The organism is Bacillus songklensis (genome assembly GCF_042649685.1).
GTDB lineage: Bacteria > Bacillota > Bacilli > Bacillales > Bacillaceae_H > Bacillus_BA > Bacillus_BA songklensis.
Genome location: NZ_JBHRZT010000072.1, coordinates 480,491 through 503,627, shown reverse-complemented (window position 1 = coordinate 503,627; position 23,137 = coordinate 480,491). Strand labels below are relative to the sequence as shown.

The following is a 23,137-nucleotide window of genomic DNA, read 5'->3' as shown; positions in this document are numbered from 1 at the left end:
CTTTTTTTCGGTCTGTCGCAGTAAACGGCACATTGGCCCCATTGCTGTAAAAAAGAGCGGTGCTGTGGTTGACGTAATGGCTGTCTAATCCGGCTTCTTTTAATTGTTCAGGTGTTGCATCTTTTGTCAGCTTATAAATCATGGTCGCGATCATTTCGAGATGGGCAAACTCTTCTGTTCCGATATCCGTTAATAACCCGACGACTTTATCCGGAATGGTATAACGTTGATTTAAATAACGCAGAGCCGCCGCTAATTCTCCGTCAGCACCGCCATATTGCTCAATCAAGTATTTGGCTAATTTTGGATTACAGGGTGAAAACTGTTCCAATCCTCTCGGCTGCCCCCCATGTATAAGTGCGGGGGTGTCACGTAAAATTTCTTTCCCAATGCCGAACAAGGATCGTTCGGACTGTGATAAGGTTTGTAAGATTTTACTTTCATTTCTGAACGAGCCATTTCCTCGGACCTCCTTTGTCGTTAAGTTACCAATCATATGCTTGTCCTTTTTAACAAGCAACCCAAATTCATGTAAAAATTCAAATGTTTCTCAATAGTTATATAGCCTGTCTTTTTTTTGTTAAACTTCTTTCCCCTTTTTTATTTCGTTAAGAAAAGCGGAACGAGTCAAGTATTAGACCTGTTAGAGTAAAAATGAACGAGGATGACTCAAAAGGCATAAAAAACCATACCTTTTGAGTCATCCTCGTGAAAGGACCCGTCATGAAAATCCAGGAAAATCGGAGGATTCCGTGACGGGTCCTTTCAGTAAAGATCAATTTTTATCATTAATTCGAGACTTATGGGACAGCCTCGTTTTGGATTGAGTGCTGCGTCATTCACAAGCTCAGTGTAAGCATATTAGTCTAATTTTGATTTTGTCTATCTTGGCCAGGTGATTGATTCGGCACCATTTCTTCTGCAAACTCGGCGAATACATTTTTGCCCGGTATCGAAACAGCTTGTTGGAAATTATTGAATCTGTTATTTCTTAATCCATTTTGAACGGATCTTCCCATTCCGTTGTTTCGATTTCTCCCTAATCCAAAAGCGGCTGCACTAGCTCCCAGCCCTAATAAAGAAAGCCATACCATCCCCCTATTGTTTCTTCTTCTGCCCAGCATGTTTAAAAATGGTTGGTTTCTTCTTGTATTAAAAAGTCTTATTAACCTTCGAAAATTATTCAACTTTCAGCACTCCTTCTAATAAAAATGATGGAAAGAAAACATCGTTTATCTTCCCTTCCACCTTTCTTATTTTTACACACTGCGTGGTTAATATGTCTCCCAACTTTTTGTCCCAAACTTTCACTCATAATATCTTGTTCACCATCTGGAATTAATAAATGATTCATGCAGAATATAAGAGTATATACTTCAAGAAAAGCTTTCTCTATAATGGGAAAATTGAAGAAAGAATCATGGAATGTATACAGAAAAGTCCTTAAGCCCATTTGTATGGAGGACTATTGGTTAACGGGACCTAAAGGAGGAGAACAGATGGACTTTACTTCCATATTAGTAGGAAACTTGTTTGGCTTAAACATACTGTTTGCCATCGCTGTTGTTTTTTTAGAACGTCGTAATGTAAGTGCCACATGGGCTTGGTTGATGATTTTATTATTTATCCCTATGCTTGGATTTATATTATATTTAATTTTCGGTCAAAATCTAAGTCGAAGAAGAATCTTTAAGTGGGATAAAGAATTTTACCCGCATATACAAAAAGCAGTGTCCGACCAAATGGAATTGTTGGAAAGAAATGCGTCTCAATTTCATGAGCCCCTCATAGAGGAATATAAAGACTTAATCTTTATGCATCTTAGCAATGAGGAAGCTTTCCTGACCCAAAATAATGAAATCGATATTTTTACGGATGGTCGGGAAAAATTCGAATCGTTATTCAAAGACATAGCGGCTGCGACAAATCACATTCATATGCTCTATTATATTATTCGTAATGATGAACTTGGCAAGAAAATAGCGAATGCTTTAGCGGAAAAGGCCCGTGAAGGGGTGAAAGTTCGAATCCTTTATGATGCTAGCGGTTCGAGAGGATTAACTAGAAACTTTATTAGACAAATTCAACTTGCCGGCGGTGAGATAGAGGCCTTTTTTCCTCCGAAAATTCCTTTGTTTAATTTAATGCTCAATTATCGTAATCATCGTAAACTCGTAGTGATTGATGGAAACATCGGATACATTGGGGGATTTAATATTGGAGATGAGTACTTAGGATTAAGTCGTAAGTTTGGGTACTGGCGTGATACACATTTAAGAATTATGGGAGAGACTGTCAACAGTATTCAGGCCCGATTTATGCTTGATTGGAATCAAGCCTCTAAAAATGACATTGTCTTTAAAGATTATTATTATGTGAGTCAAACGAAATATGGGGATGTAGCGATTCAAATTGTCTCTGACGGTCCCGATTCCGAGTCCGAACAAATAAAGAATGGGTATATTAAGATGATCCTATCTGCGAAAAAATACGTATACATTCAAACCCCTTATCTTATTCCGGACGATAGTTTATTGGATGCTTTAAAAATTGCTTCCCTATCAGGTGTGGATGTCAGAATCATGATTCCAAATAAACCGGATCACCCATTTGTATACTGGGTAACCTATTCCAATGCAGGTGAACTTTTAAAAGTGGGAGCAAAGGTTTACATCTATCAAAATGGATTTCTTCATGCCAAAACGATTGTAGTGGATGATAAAATCGCCTCAGTTGGGACAGCAAATATAGACGTAAGAAGTTTTCGTTTAAATTTTGAAGTGAATGCCTTTCTTTATCATTCTAAAACAGCCAGACAATTAGCGATGGCTTTTAAAGAAGACATTCAGCAATCCTCTGAATTAACATTAGATGCTTATCAGCAGCGTTCTTATTATACTCGCTTTAAAGAATCGATTTCACGTTTATTATCTCCCATCCTTTAAACTAGGTACAAACCTACTGTTTATTATTTTATATTCTAATGGCTATAAATGAACGTATGGCTTATATTTTTGTTAGATATTGCATAGAGCCATACGAGCAATCATAAAAAGGAAACGCCTTATTTTTACCCGACTCATCGCGCTTATCTGGTTTCCTAAGTTTTAAAGCTAGGCAAAAGTAAAACCACCCAAGAATTTGTTTCTTCGGGTGGTTAAGACTGCTTCCGCTGTTTTCTCTTTTTTATCTAACATCGAGGTAAGCGTTAGGTTGTGAATCGTAATGTGGGTAAAGCAGCAGGTGAACTGCTGCTCTATTCCATCATGTTGATCTTACTCTACGGCAACCTTTGTCTTTCCTTTCAACCACCATCGGTAAATCAAAAAAACTACAAGAATAAATCCTAAGTATATCGCAAGACCAAGCACAAATGTTTGAACAGAAGTAAACAATTGATTTCCTAAATAGGCATAAACGAACATTCCGGGAATCTGGCCAATGGCGGTGGCAAGAAAAAAAGTTTTAAATGACATCGAACTTAACCCGGAATAGATATGAACTACCATAGGGGGGACGATATGACTAATGCGAGCGATCAATACCGCAATAAAAGCATTCCGATTTACAATTTCATTAAATTTATCTAAGCGTTTAAAGCGGCTTATATATTGTTGGAATTGATTGACAAAGAAATAACGCACCAAAACAAAAATGATGACCGCGTCACTTATCGAGCCAAACCAATTGATGATACTGCCAAGCCAAACGCCATATTTCGCTCCCATCATCCCGGCAAAAACGGTAAATGGAATAATGGGAATTACGCCAAAAAGAGCTGAAAGAAAAAACATGAGAGGAAGTTGTGAGACATCACTTTCCTGCAACCACTTCAATAAAAAATCGCGATAATAAAAGGCTGTAATGAGAACAACTCCATAAATGATGGCAAAAAATAACCCTTTTTTCATCTATCGAAAACTCCTTGCTTCAACACTTGGGATAAAAGGGACTACATACAAACTTGTATTTAGTTAGAAACAAATCGGTTATGACCTTATAGCCTAAATCATTAGGATGAACTTCATCTGCCAATAGGTGCGGCTTATTTAAAAAAGAATCCAGAGGATCAATGGTATGAACACTAAATTGTTTTGCCGTTTCTTCATATAATCGGTTTATCCTTCGAATCAATTTATTGGCTACCTTATATAATTTGTGATCCGGAGTACCGGGATTATAAAGGCTCATTAAGAATACTTGAGTGGTTGGATTCATTTCAGTTGTATTGCGTAATATGTGTCTCAAGTTTTGCTTTAACGTTTGAAACGTACGAACGTATTCTAAAAAGTTAACGTTATTTTGATAAGCACGAATCATATCGATTCCGCCTGTTGTAATCGTAATATGAGTTGCTCTCTTTAAGAAATCGCGTATTTTGGAATCAGTAAGAAATTGAAGCAATTCTCCGCTGCTGCGCCCTGATTTACCAAAATTCATGTATTGGCATTCTTTCGTTTGTTTTATGGCTTGAAAAAAATGGGCCGTAAATGACTGGTCATGTGTAGAAGCTCCCACTCCCTCAGTGAGAGAATCTCCTAGGGCAATATAAAAAACTCGGCTTTCCATTTGATTCTCCTTTTGTACGTAAAAATGATTAATATTCACTTTTACATTTTGTTCATTATTTATTTTTTTATTTATCGTTTTTAAGGGAGTTATTGGGATACTTCATACGATCATTACGTTTATATCGAAAGTTGTTATTTTGCGGAATTTTCAAAAATGTTAATGATAAAGTGCTTTAAATCGATTAACCGAGGCGGTTCATTTATGCGATGTTCTGTTCCGGTTATGATAAGAGGAATCGTTGAATCAAACCTGTGTAAAGAACCGTGGCTTCCACCATCTAAATGAACGGGATAAAACCGGCTTTTAAATTCGTATCTTGGTCGGGTTGTAACCACGATCACAGGAATCTCCTGAGAATACATGGCACCATATAATCTCGAAAGTGCATCAGGATAATCTCCATAATCCACTAGCCTATCGTTGAGACGTAAATCCAGGACTTCCCATTCTCCATTAATTATCCATGTTGAACCATAAATATCATTATATTGTCCATTCGGTTTAAAATAGACCTCCCTGCCTGATCCGCCTTCTTTTACCCGGACCCCTCCATTCTCTTTTGTTGCGATAATATCAATTCGCGATTCCGACAACAATCGACGTGAAATTTGTTCTTCCATTTCCGGCTTCAGGGGATAAATGTAAGCCATACGTTCGTTGTTGCAGACTACAATATCGTGATCTTTCACATCTTCCCCTAATTGAAGAACTTTAAAGCGTTCAAGGAGACTGTCAAGATCAATGTTAAACTCTTTTCCATTTCCGATACGCGTTTGGCCGTGGTCGCTGGTGACCATAAATATATACTGATTGAGTGCTTCATCCCAAGAACTAAATGTATTTAAAATCTGCTGTATGCATTTGTCCACTTGAATCAAGGATTCCTCGGCATGGTTGGGATTTTTCTTATGTACTTGATGATCATTATCCGGAAGGTATACGAGCAAAAATTCCGGGGCATTTCCGGATCGGATAAGTGATTTTGTTGCCGAGATGGCATAAGTATCGTTAATCCCATACACTTGTTTAAATCCTTGTATTTGCTTTGGGATCTCCTGTACATCTGTTTGGACCATTGCCCCTAATGTCATCACATCAGGACCGGAAATATGATCATGAAAGCGAAACCTTGTTGATAGGTTGAGTAAAAAAGGAAGCCGGACGCGATGTTTTTTAACACCCCTGTGAACCATTGCATTAATGGCACCTGATGTTCTTCCTCTCATTGCTAGTTCCTCAAAAATAGTGGACACTTGTTTGCTTAAATGTTTCTCATTGAGGTTGTAAAGAACATTTTTCGCACAATTTGAAAGACCGAGTTTCCTTACACACTTCCAACCGTTTATATAATTAATGATTTCTTTTTCTTCAGGATCAAACCAAATAAGTCCAGGAACCCGATGAACATCAGGATATACACCCGTCACCAATGAGCTATCAACAGAGGCTGTCATAGTAGGAAAACTTGTAATGCAATTAGACCAATATCTTCCCCGATCCACTAAAAACTGAAGTGCTGGAACTGTTCTCTGCTGCATGCAACCTTCCAGTATGCCAGGCATTAATGAATCGACAAGAAATAAAAGAACCTTCTTCATGATTATCTTACCCTTCGTTTTATTAGACAAGTACAGTATGTTACAAAAACAAGGATATTATGAAATGTTTACGACCGCATAATGGGGATAATAAACACAAAAAGAGCGGGTTTATACGGTAACCCGCTCTTTTTGTGTTTTGAGAATAAAACGAGATTGGACGTTTTCCAGCTTTATTTTGCCCAAATTTGGAAATCTCTATACATAAATCCCTAAATACTTTCCATTTCTTCTTTGTTTCTTCGGAACGAAAACCGGTTGAAGAAACCGGGTATGCCATATACCAGGTTTGCTGCCGTACAAGCAACAACATGCCGGCCTGTTTGTAGCGGTCGGGTAGATTGGGAAGAACCCATCATTCGAAGCTTCTCAACTGTAAACCCTTTTTTCGTTAAGGCTTCGTCAAACTCCTTCTGTGCCGCCTGCTTCGCCTTAAACAGCATCATCTGAATCCTGCTGTATACATTGATCGCCCCGTCTCCCGTTGTTTCAATAGGAAGAAAAATTGCTTCCGGGTGAATCTCGGTAATCAATGACTGGACGCCGTCTGAAACGCCTGATGAAGGCATACATCCAAAAGGTTTGACCGAAACGGTCATGTTCACTTTGCGTTTCACTACATTCAAAATGAGCTTGCCGACCTCCATATGCCCCTCTCCACCTCTTAGATGGTTGTTATAGTGATCGTGCGCGACCTTCGCAATCTCATCCATATCAGGCAAATGATAGCCGTGAAGTCCAATGACTCTGGCATACGTTTGAAACATCACTCTTACCGTACGGTCGGCCAACTGCAGCATCCGCAGGCGCAGCTGAGGGTTCTTTCCTTCCAGTCCTTTACGACCGGAATCATCCTGGCGCAAATTCATCCGTTTGAGGGTATCATAACGTCCCTCCCAGATCAAAAATAAAATCCATGCCGTAACGGATTGTACTTCTACTTCGGCCCCTTCTTCCTCCAAAAATTGCTGTAATCGATAGTTGCCGTCTCCCTCCGTTGTCATCGCCCAAAACTCGCCGATAATGCTTACTTTTGGTTTGACGATTGTCCGGTCTACTTTCACCGCTTGCAGTTCTTTGCGGCATCGGTATAAGGCTTTTATGAGCGATTTCCGTTTGCTGAAAGCTTCATGCAAATATTGTTTACAGCGATCAAGAGCCGCATTGGTTGATCCCGCTGTCACTTCATAAGGGCGGATACGATAACCGAGTGCATTCAAAATATCGCCGATGAAAACAGCCTTCAAAAACGTGATAAAAAATGAGCTGTCTAATTTAAGAGCTGACTCTTCACCCGTAGCCTGCTTTAAGCCGCTCTGTTGTTGGAACAGAAGAACCCGGAAACCGTCAAATCCCGCATCCCGCAATGCCTTCCGGTACTCTGTCACATACGTACCAAAGCGGCAGGGACCACAGGAGCCGCTTGTAATGAAAAGATAATTGCGGACAATTTCTTCTTTCGATTTTCCTTCTACGTCCCTTAGGTGAGTAAGATATTTAATCAAATTCCCGACGGTGAAATAGGTCGGATTGCATTGTCCCCGATTCCCAAATTCCTTGCCATAGCGCAATGACTCTGTATCCGGGCACTCCATATGCTTGACATTGTAGCCCAGTCCTTGAAGAGCTCCCTCCACTAAAAAGTCATGTGCCATCGTAAGTCCTCCGAAAAGGATGGTCGTTGAATCTTTGTCTTTGGAAAAAAATTGACGCGGGACAGGATCAAACCACTGATTTTTTGTTTGGTTCAAACCTAACGCCGCTTCTTGTTCCGCTTTAAATCGATTGATTTCTTCTTCGAATATTCGCTCAACATCAGTTTGAACAGTATCTTTAACGCTGGAATTTGCTTTTACAGATTTCACGTTTATATCGACTCCTTTGGATCATTATTCAGATATCGCTTTTCTCTCAGGAGAGCTGTTAAACCGCTCATGAATCGGGCCACGCATCAATTCATGACGTTTTTTCTCAATGAGAAGCTCTAATTCCCTCTTTCTGCGCGCTAAATCTTCCAGGCGCTCTTCATGAAGTCCCAGGCTATGGGCATACGTTTTGACACGAATTTTGATCGAACCGCTTGGCTTATTCGCATCAATATCATGAAGGGCGGAATAAGGCGTTCCAGCTGTTGATATAACCGAGTCAATCAGCCCGTATGTCGGGGCATCATGTCCACATTTAAAGCTGGATAAATCCAATACGGCCACATGTGGATGGCGGGCGGCAAATTTAGCGGCCCACACTTTCTGTACACTATTGGAACTAAAGTTTTCCGGCCATACATCCGTTACTTCCAACGCATATTTCACTCTTTCACTTTCCAAATCTTCTTTAAAGAAGCGGCGCAGCCAGGCTTCGTCTTTCGGAATGGAGCGCATCGAAAGAATCGGATAGCCCAACACTTGAAACTCGTCTAACACGCCATGGTTAAGACCCGGATCTGAATGATAAGGACGACCGATCATCAAAATGGCCAGCTTATTTTCTGCTTCTACCTGCTCCAAAATCATTCTGCCTCTTTCTTGCATTTCAGCATCAAAAAGCTCCATTGCTTTCCAAGCCTCTTCTGCCGCAAAATCACTTTCGTCCTCCGTCATTTGCAGGAAATCCTTAAACGCCTCATATAACTGCTTTTTCAGCATATTCGGCTCCGTGAACGTGACTGCCGGATCAAAATACGTAATTCCCCTTGTCTTGAAAAAGTCCGTTTCTTTTGTAAACGCTGCTTTGATTACGTTTGGAGCCCCCGCCACAATCGGACAGCTCGAGGAGTCCATCACATTGTTCAGATGGGTTGGAATATGGGTAATGCATGGGAAAACGATCGCATGGAGCGGCTTATTTTCGCGATGGTGCTTAAATAACAAATTATGCACATGTGCCTGCGCCACTTTTGATGGATAGCATGGATCGATGGATCCGTACTTTCCTCCCTCCTGCCACATTTCCTCACTCGTATAGTCACTAAATACGATGCCGCGCTCACTGACGCCCAGCGTCTCAAAATAAGTCCGCCAAAAAGGGGCCGTAGACCAAATATTGAGCACTTTTGGAATCCCGATACGAAGCTGTTTCCGCCATTCCATTATCTCGGCTGAAGAATGTTGAAACGGACGGGTATATTTCGCTCTTCTTGTGCCAAGCCAGCCTGATTTTACCTTTACATCCTCAACCATATGCCCTTCTTCCGGCAAAGGAGCGGCATCATAAAAATGCTGAAACATGCGACGCGCTTCATATTCGACGAGATTCGGGTATTGTTTTTTTAACTGATTACGCTCTTTAGTCAACTGTACCATTGCTTCTTTGTCTTCTACCGTTCCCTTTTCACAGCTAAAACCAGAAATATAACGAGCTGTTTGGCCATCAGGGGTAGAAGTGTCAATAAACGTGCGGCTGCAATTGTTCGGACAAAAGTTGCAGCGTGTCGATTCATCATTGCGGGACATATATTGCATACCGATCGCAGCGTCCAGCCCAAGAAACGTAGAATACCCTCTGCGTTTCACGACACGAAGGGTTTCCATCGCCGCTCCGATCGCACCCGCTTCGCCCGTATGCGGGTGGACATACACCTCAGCATCCGGAACCCGTTCTTTAATATAGTCGACTTGCGCTTTGACGGCAGCCAGGTTATGCTGCGTTCCGCCTTGCAGGACAAACTTCCGGCCCAGTTCAGCCATGCGCGGAATTTGGACAACATACTGCCACACATTTTTTGGCAAGACCATGGCTAGTCCCGCTAACAGTTCTTCTTTCGCGTAGCCTTCCTTCTGGAAGTTTACACGGTCCGAATCAAGAAATACGGCACAGCCATAGGAAAATTTCGGACTCAGATTGGCCTTGAATGCTGTTTCGGCATATTCTTGAACAGGAATCCCGAATTGGTCAGCCATTGCCTGCAAAAGCATGCCGTTTCCGGCTGAACATTGGTTGGACAAACGAAAATTGCGGATATCCCCGTTTTTGAGAAAGAGGACTTTAATGTCCTGTCCTCCAATATCACAAATCACATCAATATCACCAAAAAAGTGGACGGCACTCATCATATGGGCGACCGTTTCCACGATGTTCACATCTGCTTTTAATGTTTTTTCCAGAACATCGGCCGCATATCCTGTGGCCCCGAACCCGATGATTTCCAGTTTGGCGCCGGCTGCATGAACTTTATCGTAAATACGTCCGAGAAGCTCTTTCGTATCTTGAATCGGATTTCCTTTAGACAGCTGGTATTCTTTCAACAGAATCGTGCCATTCGTATCGACCAATACGGCCTTCGATGAGGTAGAACCTCCGTCAAGACCAATGGCAGCTCTAATCGTCTGACCCGGTTCAAACGCAGCCGGTATAAACTTCGGAATACTGTATTGGCGGCGAAATTGTTCTAATTCTTCCACGCTTTTCACTAGAGGAGCGCCCGCCTTTTCCCCGAGCTTCGCTTTACGGCCGTGGGTAATAAAAGTCTTTAACTCTTCCAAACCTTTGTAAACGCCTACTCCCTGGGGTTCATGCAAACCATACATAACGGCACCATAAGCCGCATAATACTGGGCATTTTCCGGGATGAAAATCAACTCTTCAAGCGGGATGTCTTTAGGGTAATCGTATCCTCGCTGTTCCCATGATTCCGGAATTCGTTTTCGCCAACATTGCTGCAGAAAAGGCAAATATGTATTGGGCCCTCCTAATAGTAAAACCTTATGCCGCAATGTATTCCCGCGGGTCAATACAGAAAGATTCTGCATGACAATGGCATCCGCCAGTGAACACATAATTTCAGATGACGGAATACTGCTTTTCACCAGATTCACAATGTCTGTTTCAGCAAATACACCGCATTTGGCTGCAACATGATGAAGCTTTGAATCATCAAATGCCAGCTTTGCTACTTCCTCTTCTGGCATTCCGACTTTAATCATGCATTTATCGATCGTGGCACCCGTACCAGAGGCACATTTGTCATTCATGGACGTAATTGCCTGCTTGTCTCCGGTTTCTTCGTTTTCTTTAAAAATAATGATCTTGGCGTCTTGTCCTCCTAGTTCTATGACACTACCAACATCCGGGTGAAGCTGTTCCACCGACATTGTAACCGCATTCACTTCCTGGACAAACTTGGCTCCGATATGCTCAGCAATGGGCCCTCCGCCGGATCCGGTAATAAACACGCGTATATCTTCCTTCTTTACATCGGAAAACTCCTGCCCGATCCGAATTAGAAATTCCTGGACCATTTCAGCCTGTTTCGTATTGTGCCGCTGATAATCAGACCAAAGGATTTCTTTATTATCTGGGTTTACCACTGTAGCCTTGACGGTTGTTGAACCGACGTCAATTCCTATAAACAAGGAATGAAGGCTTTGGATTCCGTCCTCCATAAAGTCACTTCCTCACCATTAAATTACAATTTTTATTATGCTAATTAACTAAACAACATATTCATAGTGAAAACCTTTTTTCTTTTCTTGAACGAACATTCCAGACATTAATGTTTAATATATGTGTATAATTTTATTTCAAAGCAACTAGAAGGTTGGCTATCTGTATCAATCGATAAGTGTTAAAATCCAATCCTTTAAATCCATAATCCGTAAATGTTTTGGCGACGAATTCGTACCGGTTACGATCATCGGCACGAGCGAATCTTGTTTATGCAACCCTCCATGACTGGCACCCCCTACATGGGTTGGAGAGCCTTCGCCTACAAATTCAAAGCCAGGTTTTGCACTTATAACAAGATAGCTTCCTTCATGGGAAGTAAGTGCGCTTTGCAGCCGGCTTAATGCATCAGGATAGGTATCATACAGAATTTCATTGTTTTTTAATGTGAGATCTAAAATCCCTGGATCTCCCATTACAGACCAGGATTGTCCATATTTATCCGTATATTCGCCGTTAGCTTTAAAGTTGAGCTCCCCGGCTTTTGCGCCGGATATCACACTGATGGATTCTCTTTCCTTCCATGCAATCACATCAATCCTGTCGTCATTTTGTAACGTTTTCGCGATGGTGGAAAGCGGTAATTGCTTGGGATTTAATGAATAAACAAATGCCATTCGTTCATTTATGCCAAGGACAATTTGGTCATCGTTTTTTATCCCTTCTTTTAATTTCATAATGCGGTATGGATGAAGTACCTGTTTTAAATCTATTAATGCTTTTTTTCGAACTGTATCGATTGGTGCCTGGCCGCTGTCACCCATCACGATCCAATAATTTTCTTCTAAGGCTTCATCCCAGGACCCATATGTATTGAGTACTTTTTGAAGCTGCTTGTCTATTTTTTTAATCCCTTTTATATCCAGTGGTCCTCTTTTATGAACGCTATGGTCGAGGTCGGGAAAATAAACGATTGTAAAAGCAGGAAGTTTGTTGTTTTGAATAAGATATATTAATTCCCGAGCGGAAAACTTATCATTAAACCCATATTTTTGCCAAAAGTGGTTATTGCGCTTCAATGGATTAAGCCGGAATAAAGCCCCGTAACTAAACAGCTTGGGCCCGTAGATTGCCCGGTTATTACCCAGTGATGTAAAAAACGTTAATAATTTGGGGAGTTTTAAATAATGTTGTGTCCTTGCGCGATAAACGTATGCATTAATGGAAGCAGACGTTTTTCCGTTGTCGGCCAATTCTTCATGAATTGTTTTGATATCTTTGCTTAAATGATCATTGTTTAAATGATAAAGGATATCTTTCATCCAATTTACAAGACCCAGCTTTGTCAGTTCTTTAATATGGGTGCCGTAATTAATGAGACGTTTTTCTTTCTCACTAAACCATACTAATCCGGGAAGTTTATGAATATCAGCATACGTACCGGTTAGAAGGGTGCTGTCGATATTTACGGACATCGTAGGAAAGGAACTTACGACATTCGGAAAATGCCTCCCGTGTTCCATAAAAAAACGCAATGCGGGAACCTTTCCCTTTGTTACAGCTTCTTGCAAAGGTGGATCCATTAAGGAGTCAACAATAAGCATAATGACATGTTTCTTTTTAGCGTGTGTTGCCATGTTTTATCCATCCCTTAGTCGTTTATTTAAATAGAATTTGTTTATTTTAATAAAATAATCATATCCTGAATAAATTAATTGACACTACCATATCGATTTCCGCATCAATCAGAAAAGCAAACCGTCTCTCTGCCGTTTATATCTGTCACCGAATTGATGAATGCATATTCAAAAAATATTCACATTTATAGCATATTATCATGTAATGATAATAACTTTTATCATTACTGATTTAAGGTAAGGAGGAAAAAGATGAATGAGCTTAAAGGCAAAGCGGTGATTGTGACGGGGGCAGGAAGCGGGCTCGGAAAAGAAACGGCTCTTGCCTTTGCGAAAAAAGGGGCGAATGTCATCATATGCGGACGTCGATTTGCAAAACTGGAAAAGGTGGAAAATTCGGTTTCAAAGCCTTCTTATGGAACGATCCTTCCAATCCGTGCCGATGTTTCCGTTGAATCGGATGTCAAAATGCTTGTTCAAGGGGCATACGCCAAGTTTGGTCAAATTGATTTATTAATTAATAATGCCGCCGTATTTGAACAATATGATATAGCGGATACTTCGTTGGATTCATGGGAATATCAGATGAATAATAATGTGACGAGTGTTTTTTTGATGATGAGAGAGTGTTTGCCCATCATGAGAAAACAGCGTTCTGGAAAAATCATTAATATTACATCAGGACTGGCTAGAGAAGGGGCAGCCGGATTTGGAGCTTATTGTGCGAGTAAAGCAGCAATGGAAGCCTTAACATACTCCGTTGATGATGAAGAACACAAACATGGGATCGCCGCATATGTATTTAATCCAGGTTTCATGAAAACGGAATTGCAAGCATTCGGAGAAGACCCTGCCACTGTTGCTCCCTATTTAGTTCAATTGGCAAAAAATACGAATATCCATGAGAAAAGAGTCATTCAAATTGGTGATCTTGTTTCACAATAACAATCCGTTGCCGTCAGCCTAAGCCATCTTAATTTGTCATTTTATATATAAATCCAACTTCATTTTTTAACCTTTGTCACCGGTCCTTCTTCTATTTGCGCCTTTCTGTTTTTTCATCTTGAATGAGCTTACAAAGGATTTATGTAGATTTATATATAAAATTTAACGATAACCCATCTTAGTTCGAATTTAAGATGGGTTTTTTAATGATTTGTTGTTTAATGATCCTAATAAACCTACAAAAAATGTTATTTTTTCCTTTTTTTGTGATTTATTGGTAAATTATCGATTGACAGAACTAAATTCTTATTTATAGTAAGTATTATAATAACTACTAAAAAAGGGGGGGTGTTCATTGCAAACTTTGCTTCAAACAAAATATATCTGAAGTTTATAGAGATAGTAGTCTTTAAGAGGTTAAGAATTGTCTTTCTAAGTTTATAGGGGACCTGGATATCGGCTCATTGCAGCGGAAAGGAATGATAAGAGTGTCAACACACATCATATCGGTCATTGTTAAAAACCAGCCGGGCGTTTTGGCTCAACTATCGGATTTATTCGGTCGTCCAGGCTATAATATCGAAAAAATAAAGGCTAGGAATCATAGAAGCTCCGACCTCACCAAAATTAAAATTGCGGCGACCATCGGAGAAGAACAGCTCGTAAGTATCTTGGAGCAGGTCAGGATGTTATCTCCTGTGGTGGATGTGGATGCGAACGCTCAACGTCGTTTTTCGTTCTGGCTGGTTGCATACTGTTTGTTTATTACTTTGCTTGGCACCAATCTCCCAGCTCCCCTTTACGCCTTGTATCGGGCAGAATGGCAATTATCTTCAGGAATGATGACATTTATGTATGCCCTCTATGCGTTGATTGTAATTCCAACGATTATCACGGTGGGTCAAATATCCAAGCGAATCGGAAGAAAAAGAGTGCTTCTTACAGGTGTTTTCTGTTCAATCTTAGGATCAATTGGGTTTGCTTTATCTCATGGGGTGAATGGGCTACTATTGTCCCGCCTTTTACAAGGTTTGTCGGTTGGGATTTTAAATGGGGTAGCGGTTGATGCAATGACCAGGTTTCATGATCAACAAGATAAAGTGAAAAGTGCATTTATTGCAGCGATTGCTGGAACACTTGGAAATGCCTTGGCCCCTCTTATTTCTGGCTACCTTGGAGAATATGCACCGTATCCGATGCAGCTTTCTTATTTAACGCATATTTCACTTGCCATTGTTGGGATGGTCGGACTATGTTTTATTTTAGAAAAGAAAGCGGTTTCGGAACGCTCATTGCCTATTCAACTTCCGTCCATTCCCAAGGACCTCCAGGAACCTTTCACCTTGTCGGCATCAACATCCTTTCTGTCCTGGGCGATTATGAGTTTGATGTTGTCAGTGATGCCTACATATCTCAATCTTTTTATCAGTACATCAAGTCTTAGTCTATCCGGTACAATGGTCGCTTTAGTTCTTGGATTATCAACCATTCATCAAATCATATTGAAACGTCATCCGTCTTTTCGGATAATTGCAATTGGGAATGTTTTTCTGGTTCTCGGTTTAGCCGGTATGCTCGTTACCTTATTTACAAACTCTTTATTTTTTCTCATTCTAACTACGGTCTTTATTGGATTAGGAAACGGGCCAAGTTATGCGGGTAGTTTGGTATATATCAATCAGGTCTCACCAGATGAAAGGCGTGCGAATATCGTTTCTTCCTTTTTTGTTGTGACATATCTGGGTATCAGTATTCCTGTCCTTACACTTGGCTGTATCGGACAATGGATAGGTCTTGCCCAAGCAATTGAATGGTTTGCCGGCATCATGATCGGGTTGATTGTAATCAATCAATTTTGTTGGATACGTAATCGAAAAAAGCGCGTGTAACGATACCAGTTTACTTTTAGTAAATTCTATATTCGGGATAGAGCCCAAAAAGCCGATAACGAATATCGGCTTTTTTCCATCTTTTCGTAAGTGCTTTTAGGAATACTAAGTTCTTTGATAAAGTCCATTGATTTCCGGATGGATGTTACATTCTCCATGGTTAATCCACCGTTTTAATGACTCGAATTGCCGTTTTGCATCCTGATACCCCAGCTCATACATATAAGTTAATCGCTGTTGATTTCGTTCGATTCCACTTAGCGGGATATCGGTACTTGGTTGGATGACATAGACATTTCCTTTTTGTTCTTCCGATTGAAGATAGGATAATGTTTCGTTATAAAGCAAATAATGCTCATCAAGCAATGAGGACAAATTGGGATGGCTTCGATACACGAACCTTGTAATGGAAGAAAGCCTGCTGCGCTGTTTTTGATAGCCTTTCGGTTTTGTCATGATGACTACGTTTTTTTGAAAGGCATCATATTGCGCTTTTTTTAGAGGAATCGGATCTGCAATTCCCCCATCAAGAAGTTTTTTTTCGTCATACTCCACAGCAGGAGCAATCAGGGGTACTGAACTTGAGGCACGAATAATTTGTAAGATGTCTTTCCCATGTTCCTTCTTGTTGTAATAAACTGCCTTACCTGTATCGCAATCCGTCGTCCCTACCACAAATTGTTCGTTCCCGTTCAACATGGTTTCAAAATCAAACGGTACAATCTTATTCGGAATTTCATCAAATAAAAAGTCCATCCCGAATAGCTGCCGTTTGCGTATGAAATTTCGAAACGATAAATAGCGGGGATCGTTGGCAAGCCCAATGTTCACTTTTTTATTTCTTCCTTTTTGCCGTGATAAGTAGGAGGCTGCCATGCAAGCACCGGCTGATACACCGATCACATATGGAAAAAACAAATTTTGTTCCATAAAAAACTCGAGAACCCCGGCGGTATATAAGCCCTTCATCCCTCCACCTTCTAAAACTAATCCGATATTGTCCATAAAACTCCCTCTTTTGTCTCTTCAAGAAAGGTAAAATAAATATCCACATACCCTCCCGATGATTTTTGTATGTATCGGCTATTTTGTTCGCCACTTCCTTTGGATCTCCGTATGTATCCAGCCTTTTTTCCAAATAGCTCTCAATGCTGCTCATATATGTAAAATAAGGAGATTCCGGTATTAAAGATGATGCGGCAACATGTTTTCCCGTTGACCAAATATTTGTCTTATAGGAACCGGGTTCCATTAATTCTTGGATCTCCACCCTTGATTCAATCCCGATTGTTTTTGCTTCTTGTAATAAATGAACTCCTTTTTCTGTATTTCGCATCGCAGCTACCACCCGGAAGCCTCGATTGGCCAATTCCAGTGATGTCAGCAGCCCGAATCCGTTAGAAGCCCCTGTAATGACGGCAACCCGTTCTTTCATTCCGCTCTCCTCTTCCCATTCTACAATTGATGACATAGACCTGATTGCATTTTATCTTAATTGAACGTTTTTTTAAACCTCTGGTTTATATGAATCCACGTTGATCCATTAAATTGAACGTATATATAAATCCAAATGGTTATAAAGTCATAATTCTACATTTCTAGCTTTCCAACCCTTCTTAACTATGTATAATTGAAGCATAGGCATAAATAGAGGGAGATGTTGGTAAGTGGCTTATATCATAATCATTGTATTGCTGACAATAACTCTACTAACGACTGGTTATATCATTTATCGTCAATCGAGAATATTGAAATTGCAAAAACAGGAGATGCTTCATCGACATGAACATGAAATAGCAGCTACAATCGAGGATTTTCAAGGAAAACAGGCGTTGCTCGAACAACAGTATGAGGAAGAGCGATTCCAATTACAGCAACAGCATTATCTGGAGACAGAACGTTTAAATGGCTCAATCGACCAGTTGAATCAATACATATATGAATTGCAATCGTATTCGCGAAACATCGGGGAAGTAAAAACCCATCAAACGTTGCACGATTTTAAAGAACGTTTGATGAGAGAGGGAAAAATAGAAGAATCAAACATGCTTATTATCCCCAATTCCTTTATCCCCTTTCACTCTGAATACGGCTTAAAAACGCGAAAAATTGATCATCTCGTGCTGTTGCCGACGGGCATCTATGTTGTACAGACGAAATACTGGAAAGGGAAAGTGATACACGGATTAAATACAGAGAATGCAGGTGACTTTTCTTTCCTTTTAGATCTTATCAATGAAAAATCGTACGTCAAATCCAAGGAGCAATCCTTCGTGTTTGTTTCCAGTCATTCGGTCGATGAGCATGATGAATTTACTCCCGTGATTCAAGTGAAAGCCCAGGGAGAACTGACAAAGCAAATAAAATATACATCTCGGATTTTATGTGATTTCTTGAGCAAGAAAATGGGAGTGAAAGCGGATTTTATTACACCGGTTATGTATTTTGGATACCAAAATGGGGATCAGAAAACGCATGGGTTGATCGATCTGTCTGATGATGAATCGGTCATCCGTCTGACAAACGAGAAAGAGTTGTGCGCTTTTTTCGAAGCGGAATTGCAAAAGCCGACCATCTACCATGCGGCTGATTTACTTGAAATCAAATCTTTGATTGAACATGTCCACTATGCGAAAGACACGGTTAATATATAAATCCACGTAAAGAATTTGACATGAGCCAAAAACGCCCATGTCAAATTCTTTACGCATAAGCGGCTGTCCCATAAGTCTCTAATCAATGGCAAAAGTTGATCTTTACTGAAAGGACCCGTCACGGAATCCGCTGATTATGCCGGATTTTCATGACGGGTCCTTTCAGGAGGATGACTCAAAAGGTATGTCTTTTGAGTCATCCTCTTTTGTTTTTAATCGATTGATTTAAAATAATTGACGACTCCCTCACTCATATAAACAGCGGATTGACGCAAAAAATTGCTGTCAGCTAAATATTTGGAGTCATATCGGCCATCAATGAAGCCGAGTTCTACCAATACGGCCGGAACGGTATTTTTCCGCAACACATAAAATTCGTTTTGTTTGATTCCTAAGTTCTTAGTCGGAAGCTTGTCCAGCTGTACTTGAAGAGCATAAGCTAACTTTTTGCTTTCTTCCGGATAAGGATTGACATCCCCTTCGTATAATTGATCGTTGTAGTATGTTTCAGTGCCATTTGCCGTGTGTGATGCTGTTGCGTTTGCGTGAATACTAATGAAAATGTCCGCTCTTCTTGGTGAAGAGAAAGTCGCTCTGTCATTCAGCGTAACGAAGGTATCGGTAGGACGGCTTAAATAGACGGTGGCTCCTCTCTTTTCAAGCTCTGTTTTCAAATAGTAAGACGCCTTTAAATTGATGTCTTTTTCTACTAAAGACCCGTACACAGCACCGCTGTCTGTCCCGCCGTGACCAGCATCTACCACCACTACTCTTTTCTCTAACGGAAGACCTTTTAGTCGATAATACTCCAGGTAGCTTAATGGCGCATAGCCGGTGATGTCTTTATAGTTTATTTTGACCCAGCCTTTTGTGCTTGTAGGTGTAATCTGAACAAGCGCTTTTTCATATAGTGCTCCTGTGATCGTGCTTGTTGTGTTAGGCTGGCTGTACACATTGAGTTTAGTCGTTCCCGCCTTCACTTTCATATACATTGGCGGCCTGAAACTTGGCTGTAGTGTTCTTGCCAGCATCATGCTGTAGTGTTTTCTGCTTATATACTGCTGCGGTTTGAAGGTATTGTCTGTATATCCCGTGACCACACCGTTTGAAGCAAGTGCCTGAATCGGTGAATACGCCCAATGAGTGCTTTTTACATCAGCGAAAGGAATGGTAAAATGTGTCGGATACTTATAAACCCTCTGCAAGATGGCCGACATCTGTCCTCTTGTCAACGACGCATACGGACGAAAGGTTCCATCGTCATAGCCTGATACAATTCCCCTTTTGGCCCCTTCTATTATGTATCGATTGTCGTCATTATTAGCTGGAACATCCTTAAAGGGTGATGTGTTCGTTTGCGAAATATCCCAGTTCAGGGCCCTTCCTAACATCACGACCGCTTGTCCCCGCTTCACATCGCTTTCCGGACGAAATGTCCCATCCGGGTATCCATTAATGATGTCCCTGTCGTACAAGTAAAAGACTTCAGCACCACCCGGCTGTGTTTTATTGAAATCACTAAATTCAGCATGGGCAGAGCCTGAAACATACATTCCCGCGCAAATGCCTAAAGCGGTTAATCCCATAATCTTTTTAGAGAGAGAAAATGTATGCTTCACTTTCTCCAAAAACTTCATTCAATTTAATCCTCCTTCAATCTATCTAAATATTTCCAAGCACCTTCCTCAGAAGAAATGCGCTTTGGAAACAAGATAGTAATTCGTGTAGAGGATTTTCTTTATGGAGGTCTTTTTCATATTTGAGACGAAATATCCATTCAAACTTAATATTCTAGCAAAATGTCTATCTTATTTCACAAAAAACAGAAAGAATTTGTAAATGAGAAGATGTCATTTTAGGAAATAAAGGTTTGTTTTTTTACAGAAATGGAAAATACTACATAAAAAGTGGAAAAGGTGTGGTGTTGATGTTGTTTTTAAGCTGGGATACTGTTTACAATGATAAAAAACGCTTGATTAAACTGTTTGAAAAAGAATATCGAATTGAACCAATCGAAATGTATACCGAAGAAACGGAACAGGAGGTCTTTTACCTTGGTTATCGTTTTAAAAAAGACGGAAAACAAGTTGTCATAAAAGTACCTTTCATCAAAGATAAGGCCGAACGCTTCGCTGCCTATTCGAATAAATGGGAAATGCTGATTAATGAAAAAAATGTGGGGACATATAAAAATGTCAAAGAAGCATTTAAGGTACTGCAGAATGAAGAGAATGCCAGTTAAATCCATTCTTTTGGATGTCACAGCCTTTCCCTTCTTGTTAACTTCATCCAATGATTGGAAATATGATATGATGAAGGAAAAGCTTATTTAAGGAGGCTGCTGTGATGAAGATTCTCTCTATCGGGATGGCCCTTCTCTTTCTATCCGGTTGTACATGGTCGCAAAAGGAGACAGAGTCCCCACCTGCTAGTCACAAAAACCACTCTGGCCGAGAAACGGCACATGTCATGACAACAGAGCCCGAGACATTGATCGAGAAATTGGACATTCCGTGGTCCATCACCAAGCACCATAATGTGATGTACATAAGTCAACGAAAAGGGCCTATCGTGAAGTTTGATGAGGAAACGCGTGCCGTTGACATCCAGAAAATAAAGCTCGCTAAAAGCCTTCATCTCGAAGGTGAAGGCGGTTTTCTCGGATTTGTCCTCTCCCCTGACTTTCCCGATAAACCACAGGCCTTTGCCTATTATACATTCAAGGAAGGAAACACCATTTACAATCGCGTCGTCTTAATGGAGCAAACGGGAAATCAGTGGGTCGAGAAAAAAGAACTGATTTCAAACATTCCTGGAGCAAAACTCCATAACGGCGGGCGCATGAAAATCGGTCCAGACGGAAAGCTGTATGTGACAACAGGTGATGCATTAAGCCCAGATAGTGCGCAAGATCGTTCGAGTCTTGGCGGTAAAATTTTACGAATGAATCTGGACGGTTCCATCCCGAATGATAATCCATTCCCCCAATCGTATATATATTCGTACGGCCACCGAAATCCGCAAGGCCTTGCATGGGACGAACAAGGAACATTATACAGCTCGGAACATGGCCAAAGCGCTCATGATGAAATCAACAAAATCGAACCAGGACAAAATTATGGTTGGCCGGTTATTCAGGGGGATAAAACGGCCAAAGGAATGAAGACACCGTTGTTTCATTCCGGGGATGTGACATGGGCGCCGGCGGGCATGGATTATCATCAAGGAACACTGTATGTCGCTGCACTGGCAGGTTCTCGCATTATGGCATTTGATCTTCAAAAGAAGACGATTGAGACCGTATTTGATAATGGTGGGCGCATGCGGGATTCCTTTATTGACAAGGATCAGCTTTATTTTATCAGCAATAATCGTGACGGTCGCGGTACCCCTGCCGAGAATGATGATCGGCTTTATCGATTGCCATTAAAAAATTAAGTTTCACCTAAAAATACCGCCGATTCCAGATGAATCGGCGGTATTTTTCCTGCTATACTTTTATATATGAGGTGAATATTAATACTCGATTTCATCATAATCTTTCGGCTGAGGAACAGGTTGGCCGGTCTTCTCGCTGGTAATGTGATTGTAGAGCCATTTTATCTCGTCATTCATTTCGTCAGTGGTCTTTTGCTGAGGCTGATTCGATTCTTTTTTCACGATAATAGAACTCCCTTCTTGATGGTCTTAAGATTAATATGCACTTCATTCCCTCTTGCCATTCGAATGGCAGGCACTATAAACCGATCTTGACCCAAAAAACAAAGAGACTCATTCAGATTAGTCTCTTTGTTTTGCCCCGCATGAAGAGAACTCCTTTCTAAAAGGCTAGGTCTTACGCTCTTTTGCTACTGCTCTTTTTATTGATGGCCGATGATGTGGTCAATGATCCCATATTCTTTTGCTTCTTCGGCAGACATGAAATAATCACGTTCTGTATCGTGGGCAATTTTCTCAACAGGCTGGCCGGTTCGTTCTGCTATGATGTGATTGATATGCTCTTTTAGTTTCAAAATTCGTTTAGCGGATATTTCAATCTCCGTCGCCTGGCCTTTTGCTCCACCAAGCGGTTGATGGACCATGATTTCACTATTTGGAAGGGCAAACCTTTTCCCTTTTGTTCCGGCAAGGAGCAGCAGAGCACCGAAGGAAGCTGCCATCCCGATGCAGATCGTCCTTACGTCCGGTTGAATGTAGTTCATCGTATCAAAGATGGCAAACCCCGCAGAGGTGGAGCCGCCGGGACTGTTAATATAGATGGAAATGTCTTTCTCCGGGTCATCCGCCGCCAAAAATAAAAGTTGGGCCACCACACTGCTGGCTGTATGATCATTAATTTCATCACCAATGATAATAATACGGTCTTTTAATAAGCGGGAATAGATATCATAAGACCTTTCCCCCATTTTCGTTTGTTCAATGACATATGGAATTGTATTCATCTGTTCCTCCATTTCCTG

The 23,137-nt window shown here is 40.8% G+C and carries 17 protein-coding genes and 3 pseudogenes; 6 read left to right on the top strand and 14 right to left on the bottom strand.

Going from position 1 to position 23,137, the window contains the following annotated elements; all coding sequences use genetic code 11:
- Positions 1–13 precede the first annotated feature (13 nt).
- The 3 genes and pseudogenes from ACFOU2_RS21370 to ACFOU2_RS21360 all read right to left on the bottom strand — a co-directional run.
- Positions 14–331: pseudogene (locus ACFOU2_RS21370) on the bottom strand (manganese catalase family protein); the annotation flags it as partial.
- Positions 314–444, bottom strand: a pseudogene (locus tag ACFOU2_RS21365) (spore coat protein CotJA); the annotation flags it as partial. The pseudogenes ACFOU2_RS21370 and ACFOU2_RS21365, both read right to left, overlap by 18 nt.
- 422 nt (positions 445–866) lie before the next feature.
- Positions 867–1,187: a hypothetical protein gene (locus tag ACFOU2_RS21360; protein ID WP_377918304.1), complete on the bottom strand. Its 321-nt coding sequence runs from the start codon at positions 1,185–1,187 to the stop codon at positions 867–869.
- 312 nt (positions 1,188–1,499) lie between these two features.
- On the opposite strand from ACFOU2_RS21360, the gene cls reads away from it, so the two are divergent.
- Positions 1,500–2,945 carry a cardiolipin synthase gene (gene cls / locus ACFOU2_RS21355; protein ID WP_377918303.1) on the top strand — a complete coding sequence of 482 codons (1,446 nt, stop codon included), beginning with the start codon at positions 1,500–1,502 and terminating at the stop codon, positions 2,943–2,945.
- 330 nt (positions 2,946–3,275) lie between these two features.
- On the opposite strand, the gene ACFOU2_RS21350 is transcribed toward cls, so the two are convergent.
- The 6 genes from ACFOU2_RS21350 to ACFOU2_RS21325 form a co-directional block, all read right to left on the bottom strand.
- On the bottom strand, positions 3,276–3,911 hold the full coding sequence (locus ACFOU2_RS21350) for a TVP38/TMEM64 family protein (protein WP_377918302.1): 636 nt from the start codon (positions 3,909–3,911) through the stop codon (positions 3,276–3,278).
- 19 nt (positions 3,912–3,930) lie between these two features.
- Complete coding sequence (locus ACFOU2_RS21345) at positions 3,931–4,569, bottom strand: GDSL-type esterase/lipase family protein (RefSeq protein ID WP_377918301.1); 639 nt, start codon at positions 4,567–4,569, stop codon at positions 3,931–3,933.
- Positions 4,570–4,703: 134 nt separating this feature from the next.
- Positions 4,704–6,170 (bottom strand): alkaline phosphatase family protein, encoded by a 1,467-nt coding sequence (locus tag ACFOU2_RS21340; RefSeq protein ID WP_377918300.1) that lies wholly within the window; start codon positions 6,168–6,170, stop codon positions 4,704–4,706.
- A 212-nt stretch (positions 6,171–6,382) separates the two neighbouring features.
- Complete coding sequence (locus ACFOU2_RS21335; protein WP_377918695.1) at positions 6,383–7,975, bottom strand: 2-hydroxyglutaryl-CoA dehydratase; 1,593 nt, start codon at positions 7,973–7,975, stop codon at positions 6,383–6,385.
- Positions 7,976–8,059: 84 nt separating this feature from the next.
- Positions 8,060–11,551 carry a BadF/BadG/BcrA/BcrD ATPase family protein gene (locus ACFOU2_RS21330; RefSeq protein ID WP_377918299.1) on the bottom strand — a complete coding sequence of 1,164 codons (3,492 nt, stop codon included), beginning with the start codon at positions 11,549–11,551 and terminating at the stop codon, positions 8,060–8,062.
- Between the two features lie 168 nt (positions 11,552–11,719).
- Complete coding sequence (locus tag ACFOU2_RS21325; protein ID WP_377918298.1) at positions 11,720–13,189, bottom strand: alkaline phosphatase family protein; 1,470 nt, start codon at positions 13,187–13,189, stop codon at positions 11,720–11,722.
- 252 nt (positions 13,190–13,441) lie between these two features.
- On the opposite strand from ACFOU2_RS21325, the gene ACFOU2_RS21320 reads away from it, so the two are divergent.
- The gene (locus tag ACFOU2_RS21320; RefSeq protein WP_377918297.1) at positions 13,442–14,134 is read left to right on the top strand and encodes an SDR family NAD(P)-dependent oxidoreductase; all 693 of its coding nucleotides are present in this window, start codon (positions 13,442–13,444) and stop codon (positions 14,132–14,134) included.
- Between the two features lie 488 nt (positions 14,135–14,622).
- A complete protein-coding gene (locus ACFOU2_RS21315; protein ID WP_377918296.1) occupies positions 14,623–16,023 on the top strand; it encodes an MFS transporter in 1,401 nt (466 codons plus the stop codon).
- Positions 16,024–16,128: 105 nt separating this feature from the next.
- On the opposite strand, the gene ACFOU2_RS21310 is transcribed toward ACFOU2_RS21315, so the two are convergent.
- Positions 16,129–17,028, bottom strand: coding sequence for a patatin-like phospholipase family protein (locus ACFOU2_RS21310; protein WP_377918295.1), 900 nt, complete (start codon positions 17,026–17,028; stop codon positions 16,129–16,131).
- 292 nt (positions 17,029–17,320) lie between these two features.
- Positions 17,321–17,458, bottom strand: a pseudogene (locus ACFOU2_RS21305) (SDR family NAD(P)-dependent oxidoreductase); the annotation flags it as partial.
- Between the two features lie 232 nt (positions 17,459–17,690).
- Between ACFOU2_RS21305 and ACFOU2_RS21300 the strand changes: the two are divergent.
- Complete coding sequence (locus ACFOU2_RS21300; RefSeq protein ID WP_377918294.1) at positions 17,691–18,677, top strand: nuclease-related domain-containing protein; 987 nt, start codon at positions 17,691–17,693, stop codon at positions 18,675–18,677.
- Positions 18,678–18,889: 212 nt separating this feature from the next.
- Here the strand turns inward: ACFOU2_RS21300 and ACFOU2_RS21295 are convergent, their stop codons facing one another.
- Positions 18,890–20,314 carry an N-acetylmuramoyl-L-alanine amidase gene (locus tag ACFOU2_RS21295; RefSeq protein ID WP_377918293.1) on the bottom strand — a complete coding sequence of 475 codons (1,425 nt, stop codon included), beginning with the start codon at positions 20,312–20,314 and terminating at the stop codon, positions 18,890–18,892.
- Between the two features lie 290 nt (positions 20,315–20,604).
- On the opposite strand from ACFOU2_RS21295, the gene ACFOU2_RS21290 reads away from it, so the two are divergent.
- Positions 20,605–20,919: a DUF5634 family protein gene (locus ACFOU2_RS21290; protein WP_377918292.1), complete on the top strand. Its 315-nt coding sequence runs from the start codon at positions 20,605–20,607 to the stop codon at positions 20,917–20,919.
- A gap of 104 nt (positions 20,920–21,023) precedes the next feature.
- Complete coding sequence (locus ACFOU2_RS21285; protein WP_377918291.1) at positions 21,024–22,115, top strand: PQQ-dependent sugar dehydrogenase; 1,092 nt, start codon at positions 21,024–21,026, stop codon at positions 22,113–22,115.
- A 78-nt stretch (positions 22,116–22,193) separates the two neighbouring features.
- Here the strand turns inward: ACFOU2_RS21285 and ACFOU2_RS21280 are convergent, their stop codons facing one another.
- Together ACFOU2_RS21280 and clpP are read right to left on the bottom strand one after the other, a co-directional pair.
- Entirely contained in the window at positions 22,194–22,337 is a 144-nt protein-coding gene (locus tag ACFOU2_RS21280; protein ID WP_377918290.1) for a hypothetical protein, read from the bottom strand.
- A gap of 200 nt (positions 22,338–22,537) precedes the next feature.
- Entirely contained in the window at positions 22,538–23,131 is a 594-nt protein-coding gene (gene clpP / locus ACFOU2_RS21275) for an ATP-dependent Clp endopeptidase proteolytic subunit ClpP (RefSeq protein ID WP_377918289.1), read from the bottom strand.
- Positions 23,132–23,137: the final 6 nt, after the last annotated feature.

What these genes read in the sequence shown, in the direction of transcription:
- ACFOU2_RS21350 (WP_377918302.1), bottom strand. Translation starts at nt 3,911, where the DNA reads ATGAAAAAAGGGTTATTTTTTGCCATCATTTATGGAGTTGTTCTCATT.
- ACFOU2_RS21340 (WP_377918300.1), bottom strand. Translation starts at nt 6,170, where the DNA reads ATGAAGAAGGTTCTTTTATTTCTTGTCGATTCATTAATGCCTGGCATA.
- cls (WP_377918303.1), top strand. Translation starts at nt 1,500, where the DNA reads ATGGACTTTACTTCCATATTAGTAGGAAACTTGTTTGGCTTAAACATA.
- ACFOU2_RS21290 (WP_377918292.1), top strand. Translation starts at nt 20,605, where the DNA reads ATGTTGTTTTTAAGCTGGGATACTGTTTACAATGATAAAAAACGCTTG.
- clpP (WP_377918289.1), bottom strand. Translation starts at nt 23,131, where the DNA reads ATGGAGGAACAGATGAATACAATTCCATATGTCATTGAACAAACGAAA.
- ACFOU2_RS21285 (WP_377918291.1), top strand. Translation starts at nt 21,024, where the DNA reads ATGAAGATTCTCTCTATCGGGATGGCCCTTCTCTTTCTATCCGGTTGT.
- ACFOU2_RS21325 (WP_377918298.1), bottom strand. Translation starts at nt 13,189, where the DNA reads ATGGCAACACACGCTAAAAAGAAACATGTCATTATGCTTATTGTTGAC.
- ACFOU2_RS21345 (WP_377918301.1), bottom strand. Translation starts at nt 4,569, where the DNA reads ATGGAAAGCCGAGTTTTTTATATTGCCCTAGGAGATTCTCTCACTGAG.
- ACFOU2_RS21320 (WP_377918297.1), top strand. Translation starts at nt 13,442, where the DNA reads ATGAATGAGCTTAAAGGCAAAGCGGTGATTGTGACGGGGGCAGGAAGC.
- ACFOU2_RS21310 (WP_377918295.1), bottom strand. Translation starts at nt 17,028, where the DNA reads ATGGACAATATCGGATTAGTTTTAGAAGGTGGAGGGATGAAGGGCTTA.
- ACFOU2_RS21295 (WP_377918293.1), bottom strand. Translation starts at nt 20,314, where the DNA reads ATGAAGTTTTTGGAGAAAGTGAAGCATACATTTTCTCTCTCTAAAAAG.
- ACFOU2_RS21330 (WP_377918299.1), bottom strand. Translation starts at nt 11,551, where the DNA reads ATGGAGGACGGAATCCAAAGCCTTCATTCCTTGTTTATAGGAATTGAC.